Source organism: Hymenobacter sp. ISL-91 (assembly GCF_018613725.1).
Classification (GTDB): Bacteria; Bacteroidota; Bacteroidia; order Cytophagales; family Hymenobacteraceae; genus Hymenobacter.
Genome location: NZ_JAGGPS010000017.1, coordinates 1 through 24,392, shown reverse-complemented (window position 1 = coordinate 24,392; position 24,392 = coordinate 1). Strand labels below are relative to the sequence as shown.

The 24,392-nt window shown below is 60.8% G+C and carries 22 protein-coding genes; 14 read left to right on the top strand and 8 right to left on the bottom strand.

All coding sequences use genetic code 11. The annotated features are described in order from the left end of the window. Positions 1–117: 117 nt before the first annotated feature. Together J7E24_RS08495 and J7E24_RS08490 are read left to right on the top strand one after the other, a co-directional pair. Entirely contained in the window at positions 118–1,257 is a 1,140-nt protein-coding gene (locus J7E24_RS08495; RefSeq protein WP_215137134.1) for a cytochrome-c peroxidase, read from the top strand. Positions 1,258–1,468: 211 nt separating this feature from the next. Continuing rightward, the gene (locus J7E24_RS08490; protein ID WP_215137133.1) at positions 1,469–2,287 is read left to right on the top strand and encodes a hypothetical protein; all 819 of its coding nucleotides are present in this window, start codon (positions 1,469–1,471) and stop codon (positions 2,285–2,287) included. 227 nt (positions 2,288–2,514) lie between these two features. Here the strand turns inward: J7E24_RS08490 and J7E24_RS08485 are convergent, their stop codons facing one another. Beyond that, positions 2,515–5,031, bottom strand: a complete 2,517-nt coding sequence (locus J7E24_RS08485; protein ID WP_215137132.1) for an outer membrane beta-barrel protein — start codon at positions 5,029–5,031, stop codon at positions 2,515–2,517. Positions 5,032–5,937: 906 nt separating this feature from the next. Here J7E24_RS08485 and J7E24_RS08480 point away from each other — a divergent pair. The 3 genes from J7E24_RS08480 to J7E24_RS08470 are packed head-to-tail and all read left to right on the top strand — an operon-like array spanning position 5,938 to position 7,802. Further along, on the top strand, positions 5,938–6,639 hold the full coding sequence (locus J7E24_RS08480; protein WP_215137130.1) for a head GIN domain-containing protein: 702 nt from the start codon (positions 5,938–5,940) through the stop codon (positions 6,637–6,639). 40 nt (positions 6,640–6,679) lie between these two features. Continuing rightward, complete coding sequence (locus J7E24_RS08475; RefSeq protein WP_215137128.1) at positions 6,680–7,015, top strand: thioredoxin family protein; 336 nt, start codon at positions 6,680–6,682, stop codon at positions 7,013–7,015. Positions 7,016–7,043: 28 nt separating this feature from the next. Then, positions 7,044–7,802 (top strand): YdcF family protein, encoded by a 759-nt coding sequence (locus tag J7E24_RS08470; protein ID WP_215137126.1) that lies wholly within the window; start codon positions 7,044–7,046, stop codon positions 7,800–7,802. A gap of 183 nt (positions 7,803–7,985) precedes the next feature. Here J7E24_RS08470 and J7E24_RS08465 read toward each other — a convergent pair whose 3' ends face one another. Continuing rightward, positions 7,986–9,386, bottom strand: coding sequence for an NAD-dependent succinate-semialdehyde dehydrogenase (locus J7E24_RS08465; RefSeq protein WP_215137124.1), 1,401 nt, complete (start codon positions 9,384–9,386; stop codon positions 7,986–7,988). Positions 9,387–9,710: 324 nt separating this feature from the next. On the opposite strand from J7E24_RS08465, the gene J7E24_RS08460 reads away from it, so the two are divergent. From J7E24_RS08460 to J7E24_RS08430, 7 genes are all read left to right on the top strand, one after another. Continuing rightward, entirely contained in the window at positions 9,711–10,271 is a 561-nt protein-coding gene (locus J7E24_RS08460; protein WP_317195628.1) for an RNA polymerase sigma factor, read from the top strand. Continuing rightward, positions 10,271–11,191, top strand: coding sequence for an anti-sigma factor domain-containing protein (locus J7E24_RS08455; RefSeq protein ID WP_215137120.1), 921 nt, complete (start codon positions 10,271–10,273; stop codon positions 11,189–11,191). The genes J7E24_RS08460 and J7E24_RS08455 overlap by 1 nt, the downstream gene beginning before the upstream one ends. Before the next feature lie 139 nt (positions 11,192–11,330). Continuing rightward, a complete protein-coding gene (locus J7E24_RS08450) occupies positions 11,331–11,876 on the top strand; it encodes a heme NO-binding domain-containing protein (protein WP_215137118.1) in 546 nt (181 codons plus the stop codon). A gap of 92 nt (positions 11,877–11,968) precedes the next feature. Then, positions 11,969–12,304: an arsenosugar biosynthesis-associated peroxidase-like protein gene (locus J7E24_RS08445; protein ID WP_092743369.1), complete on the top strand. Its 336-nt coding sequence runs from the start codon at positions 11,969–11,971 to the stop codon at positions 12,302–12,304. 166 nt (positions 12,305–12,470) lie between these two features. Continuing rightward, on the top strand, positions 12,471–13,520 hold the full coding sequence (arsS, locus tag J7E24_RS08440; RefSeq protein WP_215137136.1) for an arsenosugar biosynthesis radical SAM (seleno)protein ArsS: 1,050 nt from the start codon (positions 12,471–12,473) through the stop codon (positions 13,518–13,520). 97 nt (positions 13,521–13,617) lie between these two features. Next, positions 13,618–14,217: a rhodanese-like domain-containing protein gene (locus J7E24_RS08435; protein ID WP_215137116.1), complete on the top strand. Its 600-nt coding sequence runs from the start codon at positions 13,618–13,620 to the stop codon at positions 14,215–14,217. 98 nt (positions 14,218–14,315) lie between these two features. Next, a complete protein-coding gene (locus tag J7E24_RS08430; protein ID WP_215137114.1) occupies positions 14,316–14,939 on the top strand; it encodes a TIGR04282 family arsenosugar biosynthesis glycosyltransferase in 624 nt (207 codons plus the stop codon). Here J7E24_RS08430 and J7E24_RS08425 read toward each other — a convergent pair. The 3 genes from J7E24_RS08425 to J7E24_RS08415 form a co-directional block, all read right to left on the bottom strand. Further along, on the bottom strand, positions 14,936–16,303 hold the full coding sequence (locus J7E24_RS08425) for a glycosyltransferase 87 family protein (RefSeq protein WP_215137112.1): 1,368 nt from the start codon (positions 16,301–16,303) through the stop codon (positions 14,936–14,938). The two genes, J7E24_RS08430 and J7E24_RS08425, sit on opposite strands and share 4 nt — an antisense overlap. Positions 16,304–16,473: 170 nt before the next feature. Next, complete coding sequence (locus J7E24_RS08420) at positions 16,474–17,964, bottom strand: cellulose synthase family protein (protein WP_215137110.1); 1,491 nt, start codon at positions 17,962–17,964, stop codon at positions 16,474–16,476. A gap of 183 nt (positions 17,965–18,147) precedes the next feature. Then, complete coding sequence (locus J7E24_RS08415; RefSeq protein WP_215137108.1) at positions 18,148–18,837, bottom strand: glycosyltransferase family 2 protein; 690 nt, start codon at positions 18,835–18,837, stop codon at positions 18,148–18,150. 257 nt (positions 18,838–19,094) lie between these two features. Between J7E24_RS08415 and J7E24_RS08410 the strand changes: the two genes are divergently transcribed. Continuing rightward, positions 19,095–19,556 (top strand): peroxiredoxin, encoded by a 462-nt coding sequence (locus tag J7E24_RS08410; RefSeq protein WP_215137106.1) that lies wholly within the window; start codon positions 19,095–19,097, stop codon positions 19,554–19,556. Between the two features lie 1,003 nt (positions 19,557–20,559). Here the strand turns inward: J7E24_RS08410 and J7E24_RS08405 are convergent. The 3 genes from J7E24_RS08405 to J7E24_RS08395 all read right to left on the bottom strand — a co-directional run bounded on the left by J7E24_RS08405 (position 20,560) and on the right by J7E24_RS08395 (position 23,680). Continuing rightward, positions 20,560–21,936 carry a 4Fe-4S binding protein gene (locus tag J7E24_RS08405; RefSeq protein WP_215137105.1) on the bottom strand — a complete coding sequence of 459 codons (1,377 nt, stop codon included), beginning with the start codon at positions 21,934–21,936 and terminating at the stop codon, positions 20,560–20,562. A gap of 148 nt (positions 21,937–22,084) precedes the next feature. Then, a complete protein-coding gene (locus J7E24_RS08400; RefSeq protein ID WP_215137103.1) occupies positions 22,085–22,312 on the bottom strand; it encodes a hypothetical protein in 228 nt (75 codons plus the stop codon). A gap of 36 nt (positions 22,313–22,348) precedes the next feature. Next, a complete protein-coding gene (locus J7E24_RS08395) occupies positions 22,349–23,680 on the bottom strand; it encodes an NAD(P)/FAD-dependent oxidoreductase (RefSeq protein ID WP_215137101.1) in 1,332 nt (443 codons plus the stop codon). Between the two features lie 204 nt (positions 23,681–23,884). On the opposite strand from J7E24_RS08395, the gene J7E24_RS08390 reads away from it, so the two are divergent. Beyond that, positions 23,885–24,292 carry a hypothetical protein gene (locus tag J7E24_RS08390; protein ID WP_215137098.1) on the top strand — a complete coding sequence of 136 codons (408 nt, stop codon included), beginning with the start codon at positions 23,885–23,887 and terminating at the stop codon, positions 24,290–24,292. The last annotated feature ends 100 nt before the right edge of the window (positions 24,293–24,392 follow it).

Genomic DNA, 24,392 nt, shown 5'->3' with positions numbered 1-24,392 from the left:
GTCCCCGCCCGCCGTTCGCGCCATTGCACCGGTTTTGTTCAACGGTAATCGTTCAACGGGGGGCGGGGACAAGCCCCGCCCCTACACCGTGCTGCTATACTTATTTCCTTTCCGCGCATGAAAACTACTAAAAGCCGCTTTTTCGCCCGGTTGGGGGTGCTTCCCGGCCTTGCGCTACTGCTGCTGCTGACGACGGCCTGCGGTACCGGCGACGGCAAAGGCGGCGACCCCAACCCCGAGCCGTTCGGAAGACCCACGCCCTACGTGCTGCAGGTGCCGCCGCTGTTCCCCAAACCCCAGACCCAGCCTGCCGACAACCCGCTCACGGAGGAAGGCGTGGAACTGGGCCGCCATCTGTTCTATGAAAAGGCGCTGTCGATTGATAACACGGTTTCGTGTGGCTCGTGCCACCAGCAAAGCAAGGCCTTTACCGACGGGCTGGCGCGGGCCGAGGGCGTGGGCGGCACCCGCCACGGCCGCAGCGCCATGCCGCTGCAAAACCTGCTCTGGGAGCCGCGCCTGACCTGGGATGGGGCCCACACCAGCCTGGAGCAGCAGGCCCGCGTGCCCATCGAAAATCCGCTGGAGATGCACCAGCCCCTAGCCGCCGGCGTAACCCGGCTGCAGCAGCTGGGCAAGTATCCGGCGCTGTTTGGCAAAGCTTTCGGCACGAGCACCGTTACCGAGGAGCGGGTACTCAAGGCGCTGGCCCAGTTTCAGCGGACGCTGATTTCGGGCAACTCGCGCTTCGACCGCTACAACCGCGGCGACCAGGACCTGCTGACGGCCGACGAGGTGCGGGGCATGGAGCTGTTCAGTATTCACCCCAACGGCCGCCTGCGGGGCGGAAACTGCGGCGACTGCCACACCGGCACGCTGCAAACCGACCGCAACTTCCGCAATAACGGCCTCGATGCCACTTTCGGCCCCGACCGGGGCTTGGGAGCCCTCACGGGCCGCCCCACCGACAACGGCAAATTCCGGGTGGTATCATTACGCAACATTGCCCTCACGGCCCCCTACATGCACGACGGCCGCCTGGCCACCCTCGAAGACGTGCTCGACCACTACAACGAGCACGTGCAGTTCAACAGCCCCAACCTCGACCCGCTGATGCTCAACACCACCAACGACCCACTCCAGATCAGCCCCAACCTGGAACTAACGGCCCAGGAAAAACGCCAAATCGTGGCCTTTTTGAAGACGCTGACCGATGAGGAGTTCGTGAAGGATCCTCGGTTTGCGGAGCCGCAGTAGCTGCGTCTTTAGCTGCTCGATTTGCCTGCTTTGGCTTCCGCTCGATGACTTATAAGTACGGAATAAACTTTCGGGAAACACGCCCAATTTGGCTTGTTTCCCGAAGGTTTGTGGCGTACCTAGTGTCGCTTCCTAAAACTCGCTGCCGCACAAAGTTTCGGCAAGGCTGATGTTGGTAGTAATTTTAAAAGAAAAACGACACCAAAGACAAATGAAGACAAGTGCCATTTTAATGATGATTTTTTTAAACTCAATATTGAGTTTTGGGCAAGTTGAAAATCGGTGGCAATCTGACAGTGTGTACAGAGGCATGAAAGTTAAAAGAATTTTTGTTTACGAAAATTCACCCAAAGACTTATCCGAAATTATTGAATTAGACAGGAATGGTAAAAAGGTAAGAGTCGAAAATTATAACGCATCATATAATAACAAATCAAGAAAGTTGAAATCAATTGATAGAGTGGCAATAATTAATTATGATGAGCTTGGCAAAATAAATGAAAAAATAGATACAGTATTTTATTATGATAATACATTTAGTATAGAAAAAACATATTTTTACTACGAAGGCGATATGTTGACTTCATCGAAGTATTTTAAAGGCAACTTTATAAAACCAACTAGTGAAACAATCTATTCTCATCATCCTTTTACATCGACAACTTCAACTAAGATAGACACCGTAGTTACATATAAAAAGACAAAGGAGTATGAAAAAAAAATTTATGTAAAAAGGTTTTATGGATATGTTTTGGAAGCAAAATTGAAAGAAAAGCAAATCGAAATTAATGGAATAATTGGAGTTTATTCATATTCTAATGAAGCTGATAGACAAAGGTTTTATGAAGAAGAAATAACTAAAAATATTTTTAACGAAAAAGGACAGCTTTTAAAATTTGAAATTAAAAGTATTTTTAGAAATGACAGAACAAGCGAATACGATTTGATCTACACTTATGAAGATAATGGACTGTTAAAAAGTATAAGGGTATATGTGCCACTGTACTATAAATATGAATACTTTGACTAAAAAACGTATGGTAACAGCGGTTTTGCAAAAGTGAGGGTTTTGTGCATTCAAGAAAGTGAAGTTCTTAATTCAGGTTTAGTACTTTTAATGAAGTTCAGTGCTAGAAATCCCCACTATCGGCAATACCCAAAACGTTAACTTCAAAGCGCAAAGCCCCTGACGTCAGCACTAACGTCAGGGGCTTTGCGCTTAAAAAAGGTGTGGCACTACACGCAATAACTGGCGGTTCACCCCCCAAACCCGCCACCGCCACTTGGAGCGGCTTCGATGCGGCCGGCTTTGGCTTTGCTGGCGCCCACGTACCAGGTGAAGCCCAGCCAGGCAACCCGGGTTTCGGGCTTGGTGTAGAGCGTGGACTGCAGCTCGGGCGAATTGATTTCGGCCCGGCGTACCTGGGTGTTCAGCAGGTCGGATACGCGGAGCGTGAGGGCGGCGCGGTTCTGCCACAGGCGCTGGCGCAGGGCAATATCGAGGCCGCCGGTAGCCAGCTGCCGGCCCTGAGCCGTGAGGGTGGCCGAGCGGTAAGAGCCGGTCAGCTGCACATCGAGGGCGGGTGTGGGGCTGAAGTTCTGATTGAGGCGGGCTGTGCCGGTGAGGGCCTGCCGCGAGCCGGCGTCAAGAGCATTGGTATTCAACTGGGCCCGATACAGTGAGCCGTTGGCCTGCACCCGCCACCAGGCCGTAATCGGCTGGCTCCAGGTGAGCTCTAGGCCCACGTTGGTGGTGCTGCCCAGGTTGCGGTAGGTTTCCACCAGCACCAGGCCGGCGGCGGGGTTGCGGTTGGTAGCCACCGTGTCTACGTCGCGCAGCCGCTGGATGGCGTTGTTGGTGAAGCGGCCGAACAGCGTGGTCGTGATTTCGGCCCCGCCGGGCAAACTCAGCTGGTGGCCCAACTCCAGATTGTGGCTGAATTCGGCCCGCAGCCCGGGGTTGCCGAGGCGGTAAAAGCGCGGATCCTGGTAGATGGGCACGGCCAGCTGCTGCATGAAATTGGGCCGGTTGAGGCGGCGGGCGTAGCTGAACGTCAGCTGCTGGGGCTGCTCGGCGGTTTTGGCCGTGTCGCGCTGGCCGAAGCGGCGGCTGATGCTGGCCGTCGGGAACAGGCTGAGGTAGTTGATGTCGAATTGCCCCTGACCACCTTCTACGGCTCCGTTTACGCGGGTGTACTCGGTGCGCAGGCCAGCCTGGGCGTTCCAGTGCTTGGCCCAGCCGCGCTGGTAGGTGGCATAGGCGGCCGGCACCAGCTCCCGCGTTTTATAGGCCAGCGACCGGTCCGCGTCGCGCACGTAGCCGTCGGGGCTGTCGGGCTGCCGGGCAAACAGGTCGGAGGTACCGTTGCTGCGCTGATACTGCGCTTTGAGGCCGGTTTCCAGCTTGCCTTTATTGCCGGCCAGCGGGTGGGTGTAGTCGAGCTGGGCGAAGTAAATGTTACCCGCCACGTCGGTTTGCTGCCGCCAGCTGGTGAGGGCGCCGCTTTCCAGGGTCTGGGTCACGGGCACATCGGCCCGGATGAGCACGGCCCCACCCACGGCCGTCAGCTCGCGGCCGGGTTGTTTTTCCCAGCCGCGGCGGTAGCTGGCCACGTTTTCAAGCACTTTCACATCTACATCGAGCTGCTGCACGCCCCGCTGGGTGGTGGTAGGCTCGCCGGGCCGGGCGGTGCTCAGCAGCTGCTCGGCCCGGTTGGCTTCCTGCTGCCAGGTGGGGTTGAAACTCAGGCTCAGACTCTGCTCCTTTTTCAGGTCGAGATTGAGGCCCAGGTTGAGGCTGTGCGAGAAATTGCGCTCGGTGCCGGTGCCGTTCTGGCGGGTAGCAATCAGGCCGCTGGACTGGCGGTTGCGGGTTTGCTCGCGGTAGGTTTCGTCCTGGCGGTCGTAGCTCAAACTCAGATTGGCGGGGCCCTGCTTGCGGTTGAGGCTCAGGCTGGCGTTGTACTTGTCGCCGGTGCCGCCCAGCACGCTGGCCGTGCCGTTCACGCCGTTTTTGGTCTGCTTTTTCAGGATGATGTTGATGACGCCGGTGCCCTGGGCATCGTACTTGGCCGAGGGGTTGGTCATCACCTCGATACGGGCAATGCGGGAGGCCGGAATCTGGTCGAGGCGCAGGCCGGGGCCGCCGTTAGAGCCGCCGCTGGGCTTGCCATCAAGAAGGATGGTCAGGTTGCTGGAGCCGCGCAAACTCACGCTGCCGCCGGCATCCACGGCCACCGAGGGCACGTTGCGCAGCACATCGGTGGCCATGCCGCCCACGCTGGCCAGGTCTTTTTCTACGTTGATAACGCGCTTGCCCGGCTCATTTTCCACCACGGCCCGCTCGCCCGTCACCGTCACGCCCTTCAGCTGGGTTGTGATGGAGGCCAGCCGCAGCGTGCCCAGCGCCAGTTCGGGTGCCGCCGCCGTCAGCGTCACACGTCGGCGCACACTTTGGTAGCCCACCGCCGACGATTTGAGCAGGTAAGAGCCCAGGCCCAGCTGGTCGAGCCGGAAGGAGCCGTTTTCCAGGGTTTCGACCCCGGCCACAAAGCTCGAATCCTGGGCCCGCAGCAGCACTACGCTGGCAAAGGGCAGGGGCTGGCCGGTGCCCTGCTCCAACAAGGTACCGGTTACGCGGCCGGCGGGGGCCGTTGGCGCCGGGCCCTGGGCAGCGGCAGTCAGCGAAAACAAGCCGAAGGTGAGGCCCAGAAAGGGCGCAGCAAGGAACCCCAGGTCCCGTGGGGACTGGCTGGAAGTGGTAAAGGAAGCCATGAAAAAGGAAGGTTGAGCCGGAAGTAAAAGGCAAGCAGGGGCCGTTTCCGGTGGCCGCGGTTCCGCCGGATGGGCCTGTTGGCCAGTACTTCAGACGTGAGTGACAGGGGCACAAACCACCGAAAAGGCGGGTGCCAGGAAACCGAAACACGCGGGGCAGCGGCAGGGAAGCCAGGCTTCCGACCGCCACCCACCACCCGGCCCGTTTGGCGCAAAGGCGGTGTTTGGTGAGGGCCGCGCCGGGCTCCGCTGAAGGAGCAGCCGCGCGGCCAAGAGGTTATCTAATCAACGAACCAAAGGTAAGCAAAGGTACTATGTAACGCAAGGTACTGTTGAAAATAATTTAAGCTTTTGATGAAAAGCTGGCATTCTGAGCGGTTTGGGTAGGTGAGCAGCAGCCTAAGCGGCCCCGATAGCCGGGTAGATGGAGCCGGCGCCACCACCGTTGCCTGGCGCGACAGATATTTATTGGTATCGGGTGTGGCAGATGTAGGACGGATAGAATAACCGGCGCAATACGCCTCGCTTACAATGCGGGGAGTCTGCGAAAAATAAAGCTGTTTTAAGAAGCGGTTTGGAATCAGGCAGACCGTTACGATGGACGAAGCCGGAGCATGGCTACTGCGTCGTTGCCAGTTCTAACAAAGCAGTGGCGAGGCTGCGGCTTCTTCGGCATAACCGTCCTTACCCTTCCTTACCCTTCCTAAACATCTTCGCTTATGAAAACCAGCAAAACAAAACGTCTGTCGTTGCTTGAAAAAAACCGCCGGTAAATAGTCTTCGGGCCTTGCCTGTGCACATTTGGGTGGTATCGTCTGCCAGTAGCTAATACCCGCGCAACCGCCAGGCAACCGAACGGCGGCGTTGTGCATCTGCCGCCGTATCCTCCATCTTTTCCTGCTTCCTATGAAAGCTCTGACCACACTCGCCCTGCTCTGGCTGCTGGCCCTGGTGCCCGCCCTGGCCCAATCGGCTGCCGAAACCCGCACCTTGGCCCCCTTTACGGCCATCGAAGTCAGCAATGGCATCGAGCTGAACCTGACTGCCGGCCCCCAGCGTGTGGAGGCCCGCGCCGAATCGGCCGCGCTGCTGGCCCGTCTCAAAACCGAAGTTCGCAACGGGGTGCTCGTCGTTTCCTTCGAACGCGAGAAAGAGGAGCAGTTCGGCCGCAAAAACCAGGTGCGCAACCTACGGGTAGAAGTGGTGGCCCCGGTCGTCAGCAAGCTAAGCGGCAGCGGCGGCGCCCAACTCACCGTGCCCGGCCCCTACACCACTGATAAGCTGGCCGTCGGCCTCTCATCGGGCGCCACACTGGTGGCCGATTTCCGGGCCGCCGTGCTCGATTTCGACCTGAGTAGTGGAGCCACCACTACGCTCACCGGCAAAGTGAAACAGTTGAAAGTGGGCGTTTCGAGCGGGGCGGTATTTAAGGGGCGCACCCTGGAGGCGGCAACCTGCGAAGCCAGTGCCAGCAGCGGCGGCATGGTTGCCGTGAATGTGCAGGAAAACCTGCAGGCCCGTGCCAGCAGCGGCGGCGGCATCAGCTACAGCGGTTCGCCCCGGCTAACCAAGAATACCAGCAGCGGCGGCAGCGTTAAAAACCGCTAAACCACGGCCAAACCATGCTGCCCCTGCGTATCTTTGGGGCATGAAAGTAGTTGATACGAACGACGAGGGCCTGCGTACCCTGATTCATGACTATCCGCGGGTAATTGCCAAGTTCACGGCCGACAACTGCGCCGTCTGCGACCTGCTGGCCCCGCCATTCATCAAGTTTTCTCTTGAAGAGGAGTACCAGAATACGCTGTTTCTGCGCCTCGATGTAAGCGAAAACCCGGTAGCCCGTAAGCTGATGGATACCCGTGTGGCCCCGTTCTTCGTGTCGTACTGCCGGGGTAAGCTTTCTGAGTGCGACACCCTGTTGACCGAGGACCAAGTGAAAGCAATGTTGCGGGCCCTGAACACCTGCACCGACACTCCGTAAGGAAGGCGGAAGTTCCTCTCACAGCTCCATGTTTTTTCTGCTCTCCAAGCTGCTCGATTTCCTGCTTTCGCCGGCCCTCTGGATTGTGGGGCTGCTGCTGGCGGGCCTGCTGTGGCGCCGCCGCCGGCTGTTGTGGTCTGCGGTGGGGCTGCTGCTGCTCTTTACCAATTCGTTTCTGGCCAATGAGGCGCTACTGGCCTGGGAGCGGCCACCCGTAACGCTGCAGCAGCTGGGCACCGGCTACGATGCCGGCATCCTGCTCACGGGCATCACCGACGTGCAGAAGTCGCCCCACGACCGGGTGTACCTGGGCGCAGGCGCCGACCGGCTGCTGCACACGCTCTGGCTCTACCGGGCCGGCCGCATCCGCCGCATCATCATCTCGGGCGGCTCGGGCGCAGCCTTCGATTCGGTGGCGCGCACCGAGGCCCAGGCCCTGCAAACGCTGCTGCGCCTGGCCGGCGTGCCCCGGCAGCACATTCTGCTCGAAACCCGCAGCCGCAACACCCACGAAAATGCCCTGTTCACGAAGGAGTTGCTAACCCAGCATCCTGAAATAAAGCGCACGGTGCTCATTACGTCGGCTTTCCATATGCGCCGGGCCGCCGGCTGCTTCGCCAAAGCTGGCCTGCATCCGGCCACCTTTCCGGCCGCCTACTATTCCATCGACCGGCGCTACACACCCGCCTCGCTGCTGCTGCCCTCCGAAGAGCCGCTGCGCCTGTGGGGCGTGCTGCTGCACGAAATGGCCGGCTACGTGGTGTACAAAGTGCTGGGCTATTTGTGAGTGAATAGGGAGGGTGTGAGAGACAATACAGAACTGTCATGCTGAGCGAAGGCGCAGCCGCAGTCGAAGCATCTCTACTGTAATGGTAAATCCTTACGCCAAGCTTACTTTGGCAGTAGAGATGCTTCGACTGCGGCTGCGCCTTCGCTCAGCATGACACATTTCTATAGCGTGCCTCCTCGCTTACTCCACCTTCTTATCCTGCGCCTTTTTCTCTTCCTGCGCTACCCAAATGGTCTTCTGGTTGACGAATTCGCGGATGCCCAGGTGCGATAATTCGCGGCCGTAGCCCGATTTCTTGATGCCGCCGAAGGGCACTTCGGGGGCCGACTTCACAAGGCTGTTCACGAACACGGCGCCGGCCTGCACCCGGCGGGCCAGCTGCTCGCCGCGCTTCACGTCGCGGGTCCAGACGGAGCCGCCCAGGCCGAAGCGCGAGTCGTTGGCCAGCCGGATGGCGTCGTCGGCGTCCTGGGCTTCGAGCACCAGGGCCACGGGGCCGAAAAACTCCTCGGTGTAGGCGCGCTGGCCGGCCTGCACGTTGCTTAGAATAACGGGCGCGAACTGGGCGCTGCCAGCCTTGGGCTGGCCGCCCTCCAGCTCCACTTTTGCGCCCTGCTTCACCGAGTCCTCCACCTGTTCGGTCAGCTCGTCGGCCAGGTCGGGGCGGGCCAGGGGGCCGTAGTCGGTGCCCTCAGCCAGCGGGTCGCCGTAGCGCAGGGCCTGTAGGTGCTCTTTCAGCTGCTGGATGAACTCCCGGATAACCGGCTTCTCGATGATAAAGCGCTTGGCGGCAATGCAACTCTGGCCGGCGTTTATCATGCGGGCCTGGGCAGCGGTTTTGGCGGCCAGCGGCAGGTCGGCGTCGGCCAGTACGATAAAGGCGTCGGAGCCGCCCAGCTCCAGCACGGTTTTTTTGATGTGCTGGCCCGCCGTGGCGGCCACGGCCGCGCCGGCCGGCTCCGAGCCAGTCAGCGTTACGGCTACCACCCGGTCGTCGGCTAGCAGCTTTTCTACCAGATCGGAGCCGATGAGCAGCGTGCGGAAGGTGGCAGGCGGGAAGCCCGCGTCGTGGAAGACTTTTTCGAGGGCCAGTGCGCACTGCGGCACGTTGGAAGCGTGCTTGAGCAGGCCCACATTGCCGGCCATCAGGGCCGGGGCGGCAAAGCGTACCACCTGCCAGAACGGGAAGTTCCAGGGCATCACGGCCAGCACCGCGCCCAGCGGCTCATAGGCAATAAAGCTGCGTTGCGCCTCCGTCTCAATAAACTCATCGGCCAGGAATTCGGCGGCCCGGTCGGCGTAGAAGTCGCAGCACAGGGCGCACTTGTTGGCTTCGGCGCGGCCGTCGGCCAGGGGCTTGCCCATTTCCACGGCCATCAGGCGGGCCAGCTCCTCGGCCCGCTCGCGCAGCAGCTCTGCCGCGCGGCGCATCAGCTGGCTGCGGTGGGCGAAGCTGGTGCTGCGCCAGGCGGCAAATGCCGAGTGAGCTTCAGCCAGAATACGCTCAGTTTCCACCCAGCTGAAGGCGTCGAATGTCCGCTCGGTGCGGCCGGTGTAGGGATTTACAGATTCTATAGGCATGGAAGCAGAACAGTAGGAGGGAGTTGGTAAAGACTGGTTGCCGCGAAACATAGCAGTCGGCAGGTAGTGGATTGTACTGTGTAAGCAATTGGTTTTTATGGCGTTATTGCCTTGATTTGCCTGTGGGGCGAGCGTGGCAACGGCCCAGATGGCCCGCGGAAGTTGTTAGTGGCGCAGGCGCACTGCCCTCAAAACAAATCTAACCGGTATCGGTATAGTGCTTTTTCGGCCTGCCGCGTATTGAGGTAACGGTTTATACCGTACTTTCGCTTTATCCGCCAGATAGGCAGTGCTACGCCTTTCTATCTCCCTTAGTTGCTGCTTGTGTCTGCACCCTCCCCCGATACCGTTGCCCTGGAAACCGAAATGCTGCTCGTGCAACGCCTGCGCGACCGTGACGAAGGGGCCATGACCATCTTCTACGACAAGTATGCCGCTGCCCTCTACGGCGTTATCCTGCGCATTGTCAAGAAAGAAGAAACCGCCGAAGACGTGCTGCAGGAGGCAATGGTAAAAATATGGCACTCTTTCGCCTCCTACGACGCCAGCAAGGGCCGTTTGTTTACCTGGGTGATGAATGTGAGCCGGAATCTGGCCATCGATAAAATCCGCTCCAAGCAGTACCGCGTAGGTAGTCGCACGCAACCGCTGGAGGATAGCTCCGCGGCCATGCGTCTGGCCGCCGATACATCGTTTCGGCCCGAACACATTGGCTTGCAGGAGATGACGAGGCAGCTGAACCCAGATCAGCGCCAGATTGTGGATCTGCTTTATTTCGGCGGATTTACGCAAAGCGAAGTGGCAGAAGAACTCAACCTGCCCCTGGGAACGGTAAAAACCCGTGCCCGGGCGGCCATCAAAGTACTTTCTAAATTAGTCCGGTAATGATGGACATACAGCAATACATCGAGTCGGGCATCCTCGAAGAATACGCCTTGGGCGTACTCAGCGCCGATGAACGCGCCGAAGTGGAGCGTGTGGCCCAGCAGGAGCCGGCCGTAGCCCGCGAGCTGGTAGCCATCACCAACGCCCTCGACTCTTACGCCGCGGCCCATGCTGTAGCTCCGCCCGCCGCCATGCGCGAACGGGTACTGCAGGCCTGGGAAAATTCCCTGCGCGAAACTGGCCCGGCCGTGGCACCAGCGGCACCGGTTATGGCCACGGAGGCCCTCACGCCACGCATGGCAATAGCGCCCGCCGAGCCGGTTACGGCTACCGCTGTGCCCACCCAAGGTGATGAGGGAGGTGCCGTTGTGCGGCAGATGCCTGCCGCCGCCAGCGCGGGGCGTACCCGTTGGCTGGTAGCGGCCTCTATTGCTCTGCTGCTAATCAGTGGGCTGGGTAACTATCTGCTCTACAACCGGCTTCGGCAAACCGAAAGCTCGCTGGAGCTGGCACAGGCCGAGCAGTCGCGCTATGCGGCCACTCAGCAGGCGGCCTTAAATGAGCGCGACCAGCAGTTAGCCATTCTGCGTAACCAGGCTTTCCGGAGCGTGGAACTGAAGGGCACGCCCAAAGCGCCCGAAGCGCTGGCCCGCGTGTACTACAACACCACTACCAAGGCCGTGTATGTAGATGTACGCAACCTGCCCGAGCTACCCGAAGGAAAGCAGTACCAACTGTGGGCCCTCGATAACGGCCAGCCAGTGGATGCCGGTATGCTGGCCACCGCTACGGCTACCGGCGACAGCATCCAGCAGATGAAGAATATTGCCAGTGCCCAGGCCTTCGCCATGACGGTGGAAGACATCGGCGGCAAGCCGGCTCCCACCATGAGCACGCTCACGGTGATTGGCAACATCTAAATCGGCGTAGGTAAGCCAAACCAGCGAAAGAAAGAGGATAGACCGGAGCTGAGTCTCACAGTTTGTTTGTTACTTGTCGGTAACCAGACGCTGTGACGCAGCTTCGGTTTTTCCTTTTATCTTCTTAAGCTGTTTTGCCTTGCACGGTACCATTTTCACACTACTTAAGCGGTACGTTCAGACGCAGTACGACCACAGTGCCTGGGTGCGGCTATTGGAAGCCGCCAATCTGTCGCCGGTCGATTTCGACCACAAAAGCGTGTATCCCGACGAGCACATGTACCGCCTTATCGGGGAGGCCGCTACCCTTACCGGCCTCTCGGCTGATGAGCTACACGAAAAGTTTGGCGAGTATCTGGTGCCCGATCTGATGTATATGTATCAGAAACTGCTTGACCCAAACTGGACAACGCTCGACATGCTGGAGCATACCGAAAACACCATGCACCGCCAAGTACGCTCCGAGCATGCCGAAAACAACCCGCCCGTGCTTAGTGTCACCCGCATTTCGACCGACGAGTTGTTTATCGACTATGTATCGGCGCGGCGCATGGGGGGGCTGGCCGTGGGCATTGTGCGCGGCTTGGCCATGTACTACAACGAAGCCGACCGCATTGATGTAGAGCCAACGACCAGCGAAAACGGGGAACATGTGCGCATCTGGGTGCGCCGCCGAACTGATTGAGGCTGCCGTCCCGGCCAGTAGCTGAACAGTATGGCCAGGAGCTGTATCTTGAAAAATTCTCTTACTACTTACGTCTATTTCACGCCTTTCGCATGGACTCTACTTACTACAACCCCGCTGACCTGGCCAAATTTGGCAATATCACCGAGTGGCAGCCTGAGATGGGCAATAAGTTCTTCGCCTACTACGCCGAAGTATTTAAGGAAGGAGCTCTGACTGAGCGCGAAAAAGCCCTGATTGCGTTGGCCGTGGCCCATGCCGTGCAATGCCCTTACTGCATTGATGCCTACACCACCGACTCGTTGCAGAAAGGTGCCGACGAAGCTCAGATGATGGAAGCCGTGCACGTAGCCGCCGCCATTAAGGGTGGAGCCGCCCTCGTGCACGGGGTACAGATGATGAATAAGGCCAAGGAGATGAGCATGTAACTCACGGAAACTATTCAAAGAGTAATTGACATCAAGTAAGAACGTCGTGCTCCGACAGGCAGACGCCCGATCAGGCATAACGTTCTGTTGACTTTCTGGATAGCTTTATCAAAGCAGCTTCACGGACTGGCTCAGTGCCATTCCGACTAATCAGCGAAAAACAGTGATAAAATCCCTTCAGGCCCGCCACGCCCCACTAGCCGACACCGGCTACCAGCTTACCGTGCTTACCGAGGCCCAGGCGGCGGGGGCGCGGCTGCCAGCGTTTGGGCAGAAGCTGCGCGAAACCGGGCTGCTGCCGCTGCGCCCCACGGCCCTGCAAACCATGCAGATAAACGTGGGCCGCATGTGCAACCAGGTGTGCAAGCACTGCCACGTAGATGCCGGCCCCGACCGCAAGGAGATAATGACCCGCGAAACCATGCAGCAGTGCCTGGACGCGCTGGCCCAAACCGATATTGCGGTGGTAGACCTGACGGGTGGAGCGCCCGAGATGAACCCCGATTTCAGGTGGCTGGTGGAGCAGATTTCGGCCCTGGGCCGCCGTACCATTGTGCGCTGCAACCTCACCATCATCGTCGCCAACAAGAAGTATTACGACCTGCCCGAGTTCTTCGCGCTGCACAACGTGATGGTGGTGTCGTCGTTGCCGCACTTTTCGGCCGGCCGCACCGATGCCCAGCGGGGCGAGGGCGTGTTCGAAAAGTCGATTCGGGCGCTGAAAATGCTGAACGCCGTGGGCTATGGCCAGCCCGACTCCGACCTGACCTTGGACTTGGTATACAACCCCTCGGGGGCGTTTCTGCCCGGCTCGCAGACCTCGCTGGAGCGCGAGTTCAAGCAGCGGCTGGGGCGCGAGTTCGGTATCGTTTTCAACAGCCTGCTCACCATCACCAACCTGCCGGTGAGCCGCTTTCTCGATTACCTGCTCGAAAGCGGCAATTACGAAAAGTACATGCAGCAACTCGTAGACGCCTATAACCCCACGGCGGCGGCCAACGTGATGTGCCGCAGCACCCTAAGTGTTGGTTGGGACGGGCAGCTGTACGACTGCGACTTCAACCAGCAGCTCGATTTGCTGGTAAGCGGCGCAGCTCCCAAGCACATCCGCGACTTCGATGAGGCCCGATTGCAGGACCGTAGCATCGTCATCAACCAGCACTGCTACGGCTGCACGGCTGGTGCCGGTTCCAGCTGCGGTGGAGCCACCACGTAGCGCCCGGGTGAGCGACTGGTACCGGGCAGTGAACCGTCGGGCATGGACCACCTGTTCTGCTGCTGACTATTGGTTGGTAGCCAATCACTGCATCCTGATGAAACGACTTACTTTCCTGTCTGAAAAAACGCTCTGGGGCCGCCGGCTGCCGGCGCTTGGGCTGCTGGTGCTGCTGGCCGGCACCAGCGCCTGCGGCCAGCAGCGCCCCGCCACCCACAACCACTCCATGACGACGACGACGGCTTACGACCGGATGCTGAGCCTGCTGTACAAAAACACAGTGCCCACCATTCAGCCCAAGGCCCTGGCCACGCTGTTGCACGAGGAGCCGGTGAGCGGCCGCGGCAACGTGCTGCTGCTCGACACCCGCACACCGGCCGAGTACAAGGTCAGCCACCTGCGCGGGGCGCGCTTCGTGGATTTCGATACCTTCCGCAAGCTGGACCTGAGGGAGGTGGCCCGCACCCGGCCCGTGGTGGTGTATTGCACCGTAGGGGCTCGTAGCGAGCAGGTAGGCAGTTGGTTGCGCGAGCAGGGCTTTCGTGATGTGCGCAACCTGTACGGCGGTATCTTCCAGTGGATGAACGACGGCCAGGGCGTTGTAAATGCCCAGGGGCCCACCACCGATGTACATCCGTACTCGGTGCTTTGGTGGCCCTGGCTGAAAACCGGCAACCCGGTCTACGAAGCAAAATAGGGCGGCAGAAGAGCTGAATAGTGAGTTTAACGCTCGTTCGCCTACATTTACGGCCGAGCTGACGGCTCCATAGATTCTTCAACTTAGCCCTTCGCTGTTTGCATTCGCTCATCATCTTTGCCCGGCATCCCGAATTAGGGCGTGTGAAAACCCGGCTGGCGGCCGGCATCGGCAACGAGGCCGCCCTGGCTGCTTACCGGGCACTGCTGGCCCACACGCGGGCCGTAATAGCCCCGCTGGCCGTGCACAAAACCGCCTGGATGACCGGTACTAATGTCCCGGCTGCCGCCGCCGAGTGGGCGGGCTTCGAGCAGCGCCCCCAGCCCGACGGTGACCTGGGCCAGAAAATGCAGGCCGCTTTTGCGTACGATTTCGCTCGTCCCGTTGAGGCGGCCGTAATTATCGGCACCGACTGCCCGGGCCTGACGACCGGACACCTGACGGCCGCCTTCGCGGCCCTGCGCCTGCACGATGTCGTGCTGGGGCCCGCCGCCGATGGTGGCTATTACCTGCTGGGTATGAAACGCTTGCACCCTTTGTTATTCGTCAATAAAGCCTGGAGCACGGCCTCGGTACTGGCCGATACGCTGGCCGATGCCGCCCGGCTGGGTCTGCAGGTACACCTGCTGCCCGAACTGCAGGACCTCGACACCGTGGATGACCTGCGCGCCTGGCAGCAAAACCCGGCTTCGGCCACCGGCCCCGTGCTACCCCGCGGCTAACTGGTCTGCGTTGGCTTGAGTGGCCCCTGGGGATATGCGCCACTGAGCCTGCCCTGGCGGAAATCAAGTACCAGTACGGCCAGCACAACAGTATACTCCAGGGCCACCAGTCCGAGGCTTTCGGTGTAGGTCGTGGTGCGGTAGGCCGCATACGACAGTACCGCCATACCCGACCATATCAGCGCGTAGCGGGCCCGCGTAAATACGCTCAACAGCACCAGCGGCGCGAGGTACCAGGGATGCACCGTGGTGGCCAGTAGAAAATACAGCGTTAGCAGCAGCAGCAGTGCCCGTGGCAGCGTAGCCCAGTTGGGTTGCCGCTCGGTGGCGGCCAGCAGTAGCCCGCCCGCGGCCGTGAGCAACGCCAGCGCCGGCCCCAGCAGCGCAATTTGGTTGTAGCCCGAAAGCCATTGCCCGGTCGCCCGAGCCAGGTAGTACACGCTGGCATTGAACTCGAAGGAGCGAAAGTACAGGTTGAGGCTGCGGCCAATATTCTCGACCAGCTCCAGACTCAAAAACGGCCCAAACAGTGCCACCAGCGCTACCGCCAGCGCCAGTCCGAAGCGTAGTAGCTGCGGCCAGGCCAGGCGGCGCAGCAGTAGTGGCAGCACCAGCAGCGGCAGCAGCTTGGTGGCCACGGCCAGCGCCAGCGCCCCGCCACCGGCCACCGTCCGGCCCCGCGCCAGCAGCCACAGCATCAGGAGCACGAAGCAGCCCACCAGCCCCTCGAAATGCAGGTTGCCGGTCAGCTCCACCAGCACCAACGGGTTCAGTAAATACCACAAGGCCCGCTCAGGAGGCTGCCCGAACTGCCGTAGTAGCGCCAGCAGCAGCCCGGCCGTAGCCGCTTCGGCCAGCAGCAGCAACCCCCGTAGTGCCACTACAAAGCCTCGTTCCGAAGCTGGGGCCAGCCACGCAGCCAGCCCAAACGCTGCCTGATCGACGGGTGGATATACCGAGTAGTAATGGGGCGAGTTGAGGCGGGGATAGAGGGCTGGTAGCTCTTGATTTATAGTTGTTGGTTGTTGGTTATTGGTTCTCACGGATGCCGTGGGGCCAGCCAGCTCGTCGGGGCGGTAGCGGTAGGGGTTCTGGCCCTCGCTCAGCAGCAGGCCGTCCCAGCGGAAACGGTGGTAGTCGTCGGAGAGAGCGGGTAGGGCGGGCAGCCAGAGCAGGCGCAGCAGCAGCGCCGCCAGCAGCCCCTGGCGTAGCGGCAGGCCCGTTTTCAGCAGCCACCAGTACAGCCCGAACGCCAGCGCCAGCAGCCCCGCCAGTTGCCCGAACCCCGACCGTGGGGTGGCGTAGGCCAGTAGCCCGTAGGCGGCGGCGCTCAGCAGCAGGGCAAACAGGTGAGCGGGTTTCATGTATGGTCCAGTGGAAGGAAGAAGCTGCGTTATTGAGAGCAGCACGCTATAGGGGCGGGGCTCGTCCTCGCCCGCCGTATGCATCGTTGCACGATACCGTTGAAGCGGCGCGAATGGCGGGCGGGGACAAGCCCCGCCCCTACAGCGTGCTGCCTTCAACCCCAGACCCGTTACGCGTGTTTAAGCGAATAGTAGAACACCAGCCCGTAGCCGGTGGCCAGTAGCAGGTGGGTGGGCAGCAAGCCGTATTCCTGCAGATAAATACCGGCTCCAATGCCAAACAGAAAGTAGGCAGCCAGCAGGCCTTCGAGCAGTGTGAGGCCGCCCAGCAGCCGGCTGGTGCGGTAGCGCCGGCCGCGCCAGCTGCCGGCACCAGCGGCTTTGCTGGCCCCGGCTCCCAGCTTGGGCGTGCGGATAAAGGCGCTGCGCTGGCCCAGCAACCCCAGCAGCACTGCCCGGGAGTTATGCAGGCTCAGGCCCATAGAAAAGGCCAGAAACAGCAGCAGCTGGCCTACGAAGCCCATCGGGGCCGGCCGCCGCCGGGCCGCCTGCCGCCAGGCCGTGCGAAAATAAACTGTGAGTGGCAGCAGCGTGAGCAGAAACAATGAGGCCAGGTAAAATACCGGCCGCAGCTGCTCGGCCCCCAGGGTCCGCACAAACAGCAGCGGCACGCTTAGCACGGCCATCACTAAAATGGCCACAAACACGGCGCTGTTGAGCAGATGAAACGTGGCGTGCAGGCGGGTGCCAAGCGAGTAGGCCGAGCCCCAAACCTGCATCAGGTGCTTGCGGGCCGTTTCGGCGGCACCCTTGGTCCAGCGGAACTGCTGCGACTTAAGCGCGTCCATGGTAATAGGCAGCTCGGCGGGGGCGGCTACCTGGGGCAGGTAGTGAAAGTGCCAGCCCCGCAACTGGGCCCGGTAGCTCAGGTCGAGGTCTTCGGTGAGCGTGTCGGCGTGCCAGCCGCCGGCATCTTCGATGCAGGCGCGCCGCCAGATGCCACCCGTGCCGTTGAAGTTCAAGAAGTGCCCGCCCGCCTGCCGGCCCACCTGCTCCACGAAAAAGTGCGCGTTCAACCCAAAGGCCTGCAGCTCGGTCAGCAGCGAGTAATCTTCGTTGAGGTGGCCCCAGCGGGTTTGCACAACCCCCGTGCGGGCGCTGTCGGGACCGAAAAAGTGCGGTACGGCCTGGCGCAGAAAGTCGGGCTCGGGCAGGAAATCGGCATCGAAAATAGCCACCAGCTCGCCTTCGGTGCGGGTGAGGCCGTAGGCCAGGGCCCCGGCCTTATAGCCAGTGCGCTCGGCCCGTCGCTCGTGCGTGATGTGCAGGCCCCGGGCTGCGTGGTGTTGCACGCGAGCCGCCGCCAGGGCCACACTTTCGTCGGTCGAGTCGTCGAGCACCTGCACATGCAGGCGGCCGGCGGGGTAATCGAGGGCGGCACAGGCGTCGATCAGGCGCTCCACTACAAACTGCTCGTTGTAGAGCGGAAGCTGTACCGTCAGGCGGGGCCACTCGGCAGGGGCCGGCAGGGCGGGCAGCCGGGGCGCGGTGTACACGCGGCGGGCCAGCCGCGTGAGGTGCCATTGCGTGAGGCTGAAGCCCAGCAGCAGCAGCAGACACAGCCCGTATACCGTTAGCAGTAAAACTTGAAGAGCAAACATGTAGGCGGTAAGCGGGTGATGGAATGCGGGTGAAAAAGCAAGGAAGTGGGTTGTCATTCTGAGCAGCGCGAAGAATCTCGCGTGGCAAAGTGACTTCTGGCGTCGGGGAGTACTTTGGCACGCGAGATTCTTCGCTGCGCTCAGAATGACCGTTTCTTTGCCCCCACTACCTTTTTACCCCAATCACAAATACCGAAAAATCGTCCACAGAATCTTGTAGCCGGCACCCAGCGTCCCTTTTACAGTGCCCGACACCTTGCTGGTGCCGATGCGGCGGCGGTAGCGCACGGGCACTTCCGTGGAGCGCAGCCCGAGCTTGGCGGCCTTGAGCTGCATTTCCACCGTCCAGCCGTAGGTAGTGTCCTGCATGCCGATGCGTTGCAGTGCCTCGCGGCGGATGGCGCGGAACGGGCCCAGGTCGGTGAAATGGGCGCCGTAGAACCAGCGCAGCAGGGTAGTGGCCAGCCAGTTGCCGAACAGTTGCTGGGGCAGCATCGAGCCAGCCTGCCGCTCGCCCAGGGCCCGCGAGCCAATTACCATATCGGCCTCGCCGCGCACGATGGGCTGCACCAAAGCCGTCATGTCGGCCGGAAAGTCGGAGTAGTCGCCGTCGAGAAACACGATGATGTCGGCCTGCTCGGCAGCGGGGCGGGCGAAGGCATGGGCCATCCCGGCCAGGCAGGCGTGGCCGTAGCCGGGGCGGGATTCGCGCAGCACAGTGGCCCCGGCCGCCGCCGCTACGGCCCCCGTCTGGTCGCTGGAGTTGTTATCCACCACGATAACCTCGCGCACCAGCCCGGCCGGAATTTCGGCCAGTACGCGGCCAATGGATTGCTCCTCGTTAAAGGCGGGAATGATAACGTCGATGACCATGTGGGGAGCGGGGAGGAGGGGGGCGGCCGGCCCGATTCGGGCGTTGACCAGCCTTGGCAGACGGCCAGCGGCAGCCAACGTGGTGCAAAGATGCACAGATGCCCCGGCTTCTGTTGGGCTTACGGCCGGGCTTGCGGCAGGTAAGCCCGGCTGCGGGATGCATCGGGGGTTTTGGGCTACTTTTGCGCCGGCCCGCTGTTGGGCTGAACCCGCGCACCTCCGCGCCCCGCTACCGGCCCCCAAGCCGCCCCCTTTCCATGCTTCAGATTGGCGACCAAGCCCCCGATTTCACCCTGCCCACCGCAACCGGCAACACGTTTCGCCTGAGCGATTTGCGCGGCCAGCGCAGCGTAGTGCTCTATTTCTACCCCCGCGACAACACGCCCGGCTGCACCACCCAGGCCTGCTCGTTCCGCGACGAATACCAGGACTTCCAGGACCTCGGGGCTGAAGTAGTGGGCGTCAGCTCCGACTCGGAAGCCTCACACCAGCAGTTCGCCGACAAGCACCGCCTGCCCTTCCCGCTGCTCGCCGACACCGACGGCCAGCTGCGCAAGCTCTACGAAGTGCCCCGCGCCCTGCTGGGCCTGCTGCCCGGCCGCGTCACGTTTGTGATTGATGCGCAGGGTGTCATCCAGTACATCTTCAACTCGCTAAGCAACGCCGCCGACCACGTAAGCAAAACCAAGGAAGTGCTGACCAAGCTGGCTAAGAGTTGAAGTCTGAGAGAATAAACCGAAGGAAAAGCGGGCCCACAATCATTCCAATGGTTGTGGGCCCGCTTTTTTGCAATGGTGTTATACTGGCCTGTTTTGTTTCTGGACTCCTGCTTCAAACACCAAAATGAGGTATAGGATGCAGTAAGTCTATCTCTCAAAATTGGCTTGGAATACACTCTTATAGCTCTGGATTAAGCGTCACGTCCAGGAATTCGTAGCATGCCACCCTGTGTCCCGCCAGCCGGGTTGGCTGCCATGGACCCGTAGTGTGAAGTAGGCGGCTGATTTCACGACGAAAATAGGGAAGGTGTCGCTGGTTACTATCCTTGATATTCACATCCGACCATTCGATGCCCATTATCTTCCCTGTGCTGTCAATGGTGAATTCCCCTCCTATGTATTGCCGTTGTGCGAAACTAGCTGTAGAATCCTGTTTCGGGAGCGGGTCCCAGCCTTGCGGACGGGGTAGGCGAGCCGTAATGTATGTGTTCACGTCTCCCACGGAACTGGTAGCAGCAATATCTGCGTCTCCTGGGCCATAACGGCGCGTACGCCACTGAGATAGAAACCGGCGGTGCGCAGCGTGTTTGAGACGACTAATAAAGCCAAAACCATGGATGCTGGTGATAACGCTATCCATGTAGTAGGCGTAGCATAACCCCTCGCCTGTGCACGGCATGGGTTCGTGCACGAAGCCGATATTCTGCTCACTCAGCAGCGTGTCTAAGTCGGAAGCATAGGGAAAACGCCCTAATAAATAATAAGTTAGCTGACCTTGCCGCGCCTCTGCTCTTGCTTGTTGTAGCTCAGCCTGACAGGCTGGGTCAGTTCGGCTTGGTTTAGAGAAGTCGGGTGGTGGGGGAGGAGCCTGCGAGATTCTAATGTTTAGGTCCGTCGGTACTCCATTTTGCTGCTCCTCGGCTGAACAAGCACTCATTGCAAGAGAAAGAAACAGGAGTATACGGCTCATATTATTCTTTCAAGAAATGACAGCATTCATAACCTAGCTCAATATCCGCAGCGAGTCGGCGTGGATGAGTTGGGAGCCTTGGTAGCGGTTTTCGCGGGGGCCGTTTTCGAGGTTGAGCACGCCGCGGGGGCAGGCCGTGGAGCACATGCCGCAGCCCACGCAGGAGGCCCGGATGATAGGCTCGCCGCGCTGGGCGTACTGCTTTACATCGATGCCCATTTCGCAGACGTTGGAGCAGTTGCCGCAGCTAATGCACTGGGCGCCGTTGGTGGTGATGCGAAAGCGCGAGAAGTGCTTCTGGAGCAGGCCCAGGTAGGCGGCCATCGGGCAGCCGAACCGGCACCACACCCGCGCCCCCATCAAGGGGTAAAAGCCTACCCCAATTACGCCCGCAAACAGAGCTCCTATAACGAAGCCATAAGCCTGGCTAAGTGGTTGGGTGACGATGGCCAGGGCCGGCACCGCGCCCGAAGCGCCCACCCACAGCAGGGCCGTGAGCAGCACGATTATCACCAGCACGGAGTAAATAATGCGCACTTCCCACTTCCAGGCAGTGCGGCTTTTGTCGGAGAGCTGGCGGTACGGGTCGCCGGCGGTTTCGGCCAGGCCACCGCAGCCGCACACCCACGAGCAGTACCAGCGCTTGCCAAAAAAGTAGGTGAGTACCGGTACGCCCACAAACGAAATAACGGCCGTCCAGAACACCATGAACACGCCCAGCGCCGGCCCGCCATCCTTCAGCAAGTAGCCCACGGTGTCGGGAAACAGGTAGTCCTGCTTGAGGGGCCAGAAGTAGCTGAAGTAAAACTCGGGCCGCTGAAACGCCAGCAGCAGCCCCGGCAGCAAAAACGCAAACCCCAGCTGAAAGAACATCAGCGAACCGGTGCGGATGAGGTGGTAGGGCGAGTGGCGGTATTTCAAGAGCCCCCGCACGCCCATCACCAGAATAGCCAGCGTGTAGAAAGTACCGTACAGAAACCACTGGTCGGAGGGCCTGCCGCGCAGCCACTGGCTGAACGGGTCGAGGGCATGTACGAGCTGGTTGAGCGGCCCATAGTTGCCCTGGTCGTCGGGGCTGCTGAACCAGTAGAGGATGACGTAGAAGCCGGTGAGCACAATGCCCGTTACCCAGGCCACGGCCCCGCGGCTGGTGCTGGCCCGCTGCCACAGGTTGTGGTGGTGTACGCCGGGCGGCTTGCGGCCGTACTTCCAGCCGGCCCAACTCAGTGTACCCACGCTAATCAGGCCCAGCGCGGCAAAAAAGCACCAGTGGGCCCGTTGCGCATCGGCATCGAAGGTAGCAGGCAGCAGTAGCAGCAGCCCCAGGCCCACAAGGGTCAGGAGCAGCTTTTCGGTGCCCGCCACCTCGGGCAGGGGCGCATCGGCAGTAAGGGTTTGGGCAGAGGTCATTAGGTGATACTTAAACGAACATCATTGCGAGCAGTGCGAAGAATCTCGCGTGCGGAGGGTACACTGGTTGCCAAACGTAAGGGCTACTTTGGCACGCGAGATTCTTCGCGCTGCTCGCAATGACGGTTATTTCTCTTGGTCCTAACACCTAATGATGATGGTGATGGCCCTCGGGCGGTTTGCCGAACAGGTTGAGCAGCGAGCCGAAAATGTAGAGGCCCAGCCAGCACCAGTACAGGTACAGGTAGCCCTCGGGCCGGGGGTAGCTGAGCAGGTGGATGATGAGCTGCGCGCCACCGCTCATGATGGCACCTACTATGGCAATGTATTGGAAACTGTTGAGGGCGCTGGGATGGTAGAGTTTGCTGAAATCCATACTTGAAAGAAGATAAAGGCAGAAATAACCGTTGGGCTATACGCGAAACAGCCCCTTGCGGCGGCGCAGCTGCACCGCGTGCTGCGGAAACTGCTGGTTGAACTGCGCCACAATAGCCTTTTCATGCTGGCGGAAAAACTCGGGGTCGAAGTTGGCGGTGCCCAGGTTGGCCAGCACCTCGGTAACCGGCGTGCCGGCCTGCAGCCAGGCGGCCCAGGTGTCGTGGCGCTGGCGCAGGCCCAGCACGTTCAAGCCCGTTACGGCCAGCGTATCAGCCCGGAAGTTGATGCGTAGCAGGGCGTTGCGGGTGGGGTGCTGCCAGCAGAAGCTGTGCTCGCCCGCGTCCGGCTCGGCGGGCACGCGGCCGTAGGTCTGGTATTCGAGGTCGAAGAACTTGGCCGAGTTAAACCAGGTGCCGCGGCGGTAGGGGCGGGGCGCGGTTCCGCAGAGCGCGTAGGCCACGGTTTCGCCCTGCTGGCGGCCGGTGTACCAGAGCTGCTCCACGGCCACTTCGCCCGCGGCTGGGGCCCGCAGCTGGGCACAGTCACCGGCGGCGTACACCTCGGGGGCGCTGGTTTGCAAGAACTCATTCACCAGCACGCCTTTGTCGGTTTCCAGGCCGCCGGCCCGAGCCAGGTCGAGGTTGGGCTCGACGCCAATGGCTAGGCCCAGCCACTGGCAGGGCAACTCCTCGCCGGTGGTGGTGCGCACGGCCCGCACCCGGCCGTTCTCGTCGGCCAGTATTTCCTCCAGCTCGGTTTCGTAGCGCGTCACAATATGGTGGGCATCGAGCTGGCGCTGCACCAGGGCGGCCTCCTCGGCGGGCAAAATGGCACCCCAGTAGCGGGCGTCGCGGATGAGCATGGTAACGGCCATGCCCTTGGCGGCCAGCATTTCGGCCAGCTCCACCCCAATCAGCCCGCCGCCCACAATTACGGCCTGCTGCACACCCTGGCGGGTGTCGCGGGTGAGCAGCTCCAGGTCGGGCAGCGTTACAAACGTCTGTACGCCGGCCAGCTCCGAACCCGGCCAGGAGCCGCGGCGGCCCCGCGAGCCGGTGGCCAGCAGCAGCTTATCGTACGTCAGAACCGAGCCGTTGTCGAGCTGCACGGTTTTGGCGGCCGTATCGAGGCCGGTGGCGGTGGCGTGCACCAGCTCCAGGCGGTTTTCGGCCCAGAACCAGTCCTCGTAGGGTTTGATGTCCTGGTAGCGCATGTGGCCCAGGTACACGTACATCAGGGCGGGCCGCGAAAAATGGTGGGCGCTTTCGGCCGACACCAGCGTGATGCGGGCGTCGGGCCGCAGTTGCCGCGCCGTGAGGGCGCACGTTACGCCGGTAATGCCGTTGCCGATAAGTACGAGGTGCATAGCGCTGAGTGGAAAAAACGAAAGGGTGTCGGGGCGGTTGTAAAACTACCCGGGGCCGCAAACTGCGTGTACTTACGGCCGCAAGGTATTTTAAAGCAGCGTCACTTCGGCTCAGCTACGGAAATAGCCCGCATCCGGCCTTAACCCCGGTTGCCGGCCCCGCGTAAAGCAGGTATCTTTTTTCCACTCAATTATTACCCCCGCATGGCTACCTCCAACCAGACCAACGACGACGACCTCAATAGCAACAAGGAAGTGGTGAATGCGCAGCAAAGCGCAATTCCCGACAACGAACAGCTCGAGCAGAAGCAGGATTATGACGAGTTGCTCAGCAACGGCAAAGATGCTTCCGACCCTTCGGCCCTGCGCAACACGGGCGCCGGCGGCTACACCCAGCGCGCCGACCAGAAAGATCAGCTTGAAAACCTGACTATTGGTGGAGCCGAAGGCGTGCCCCAGGGAGGCAACGACCACTCCGACACGGCCCAGCCCAACACCGGCCCGGGCTTCGATGTGGAAGGCAGCTACGAGATGGGCAATGCCATCCGGAGCCAGGAGCAGAAGTTTGGCGATGATGCCCCAAGCGGCCCCGCTAAGCCCGCCGAGGACTAAGGTGTAGCGCTAACTGCCAACGCAACGGCCCCGCAGAAAGCCGGCTTTCTCCAATCATATCTCCGGATTCGGTTGGGCAAAGCCGGCTTTCTGCGGGGCC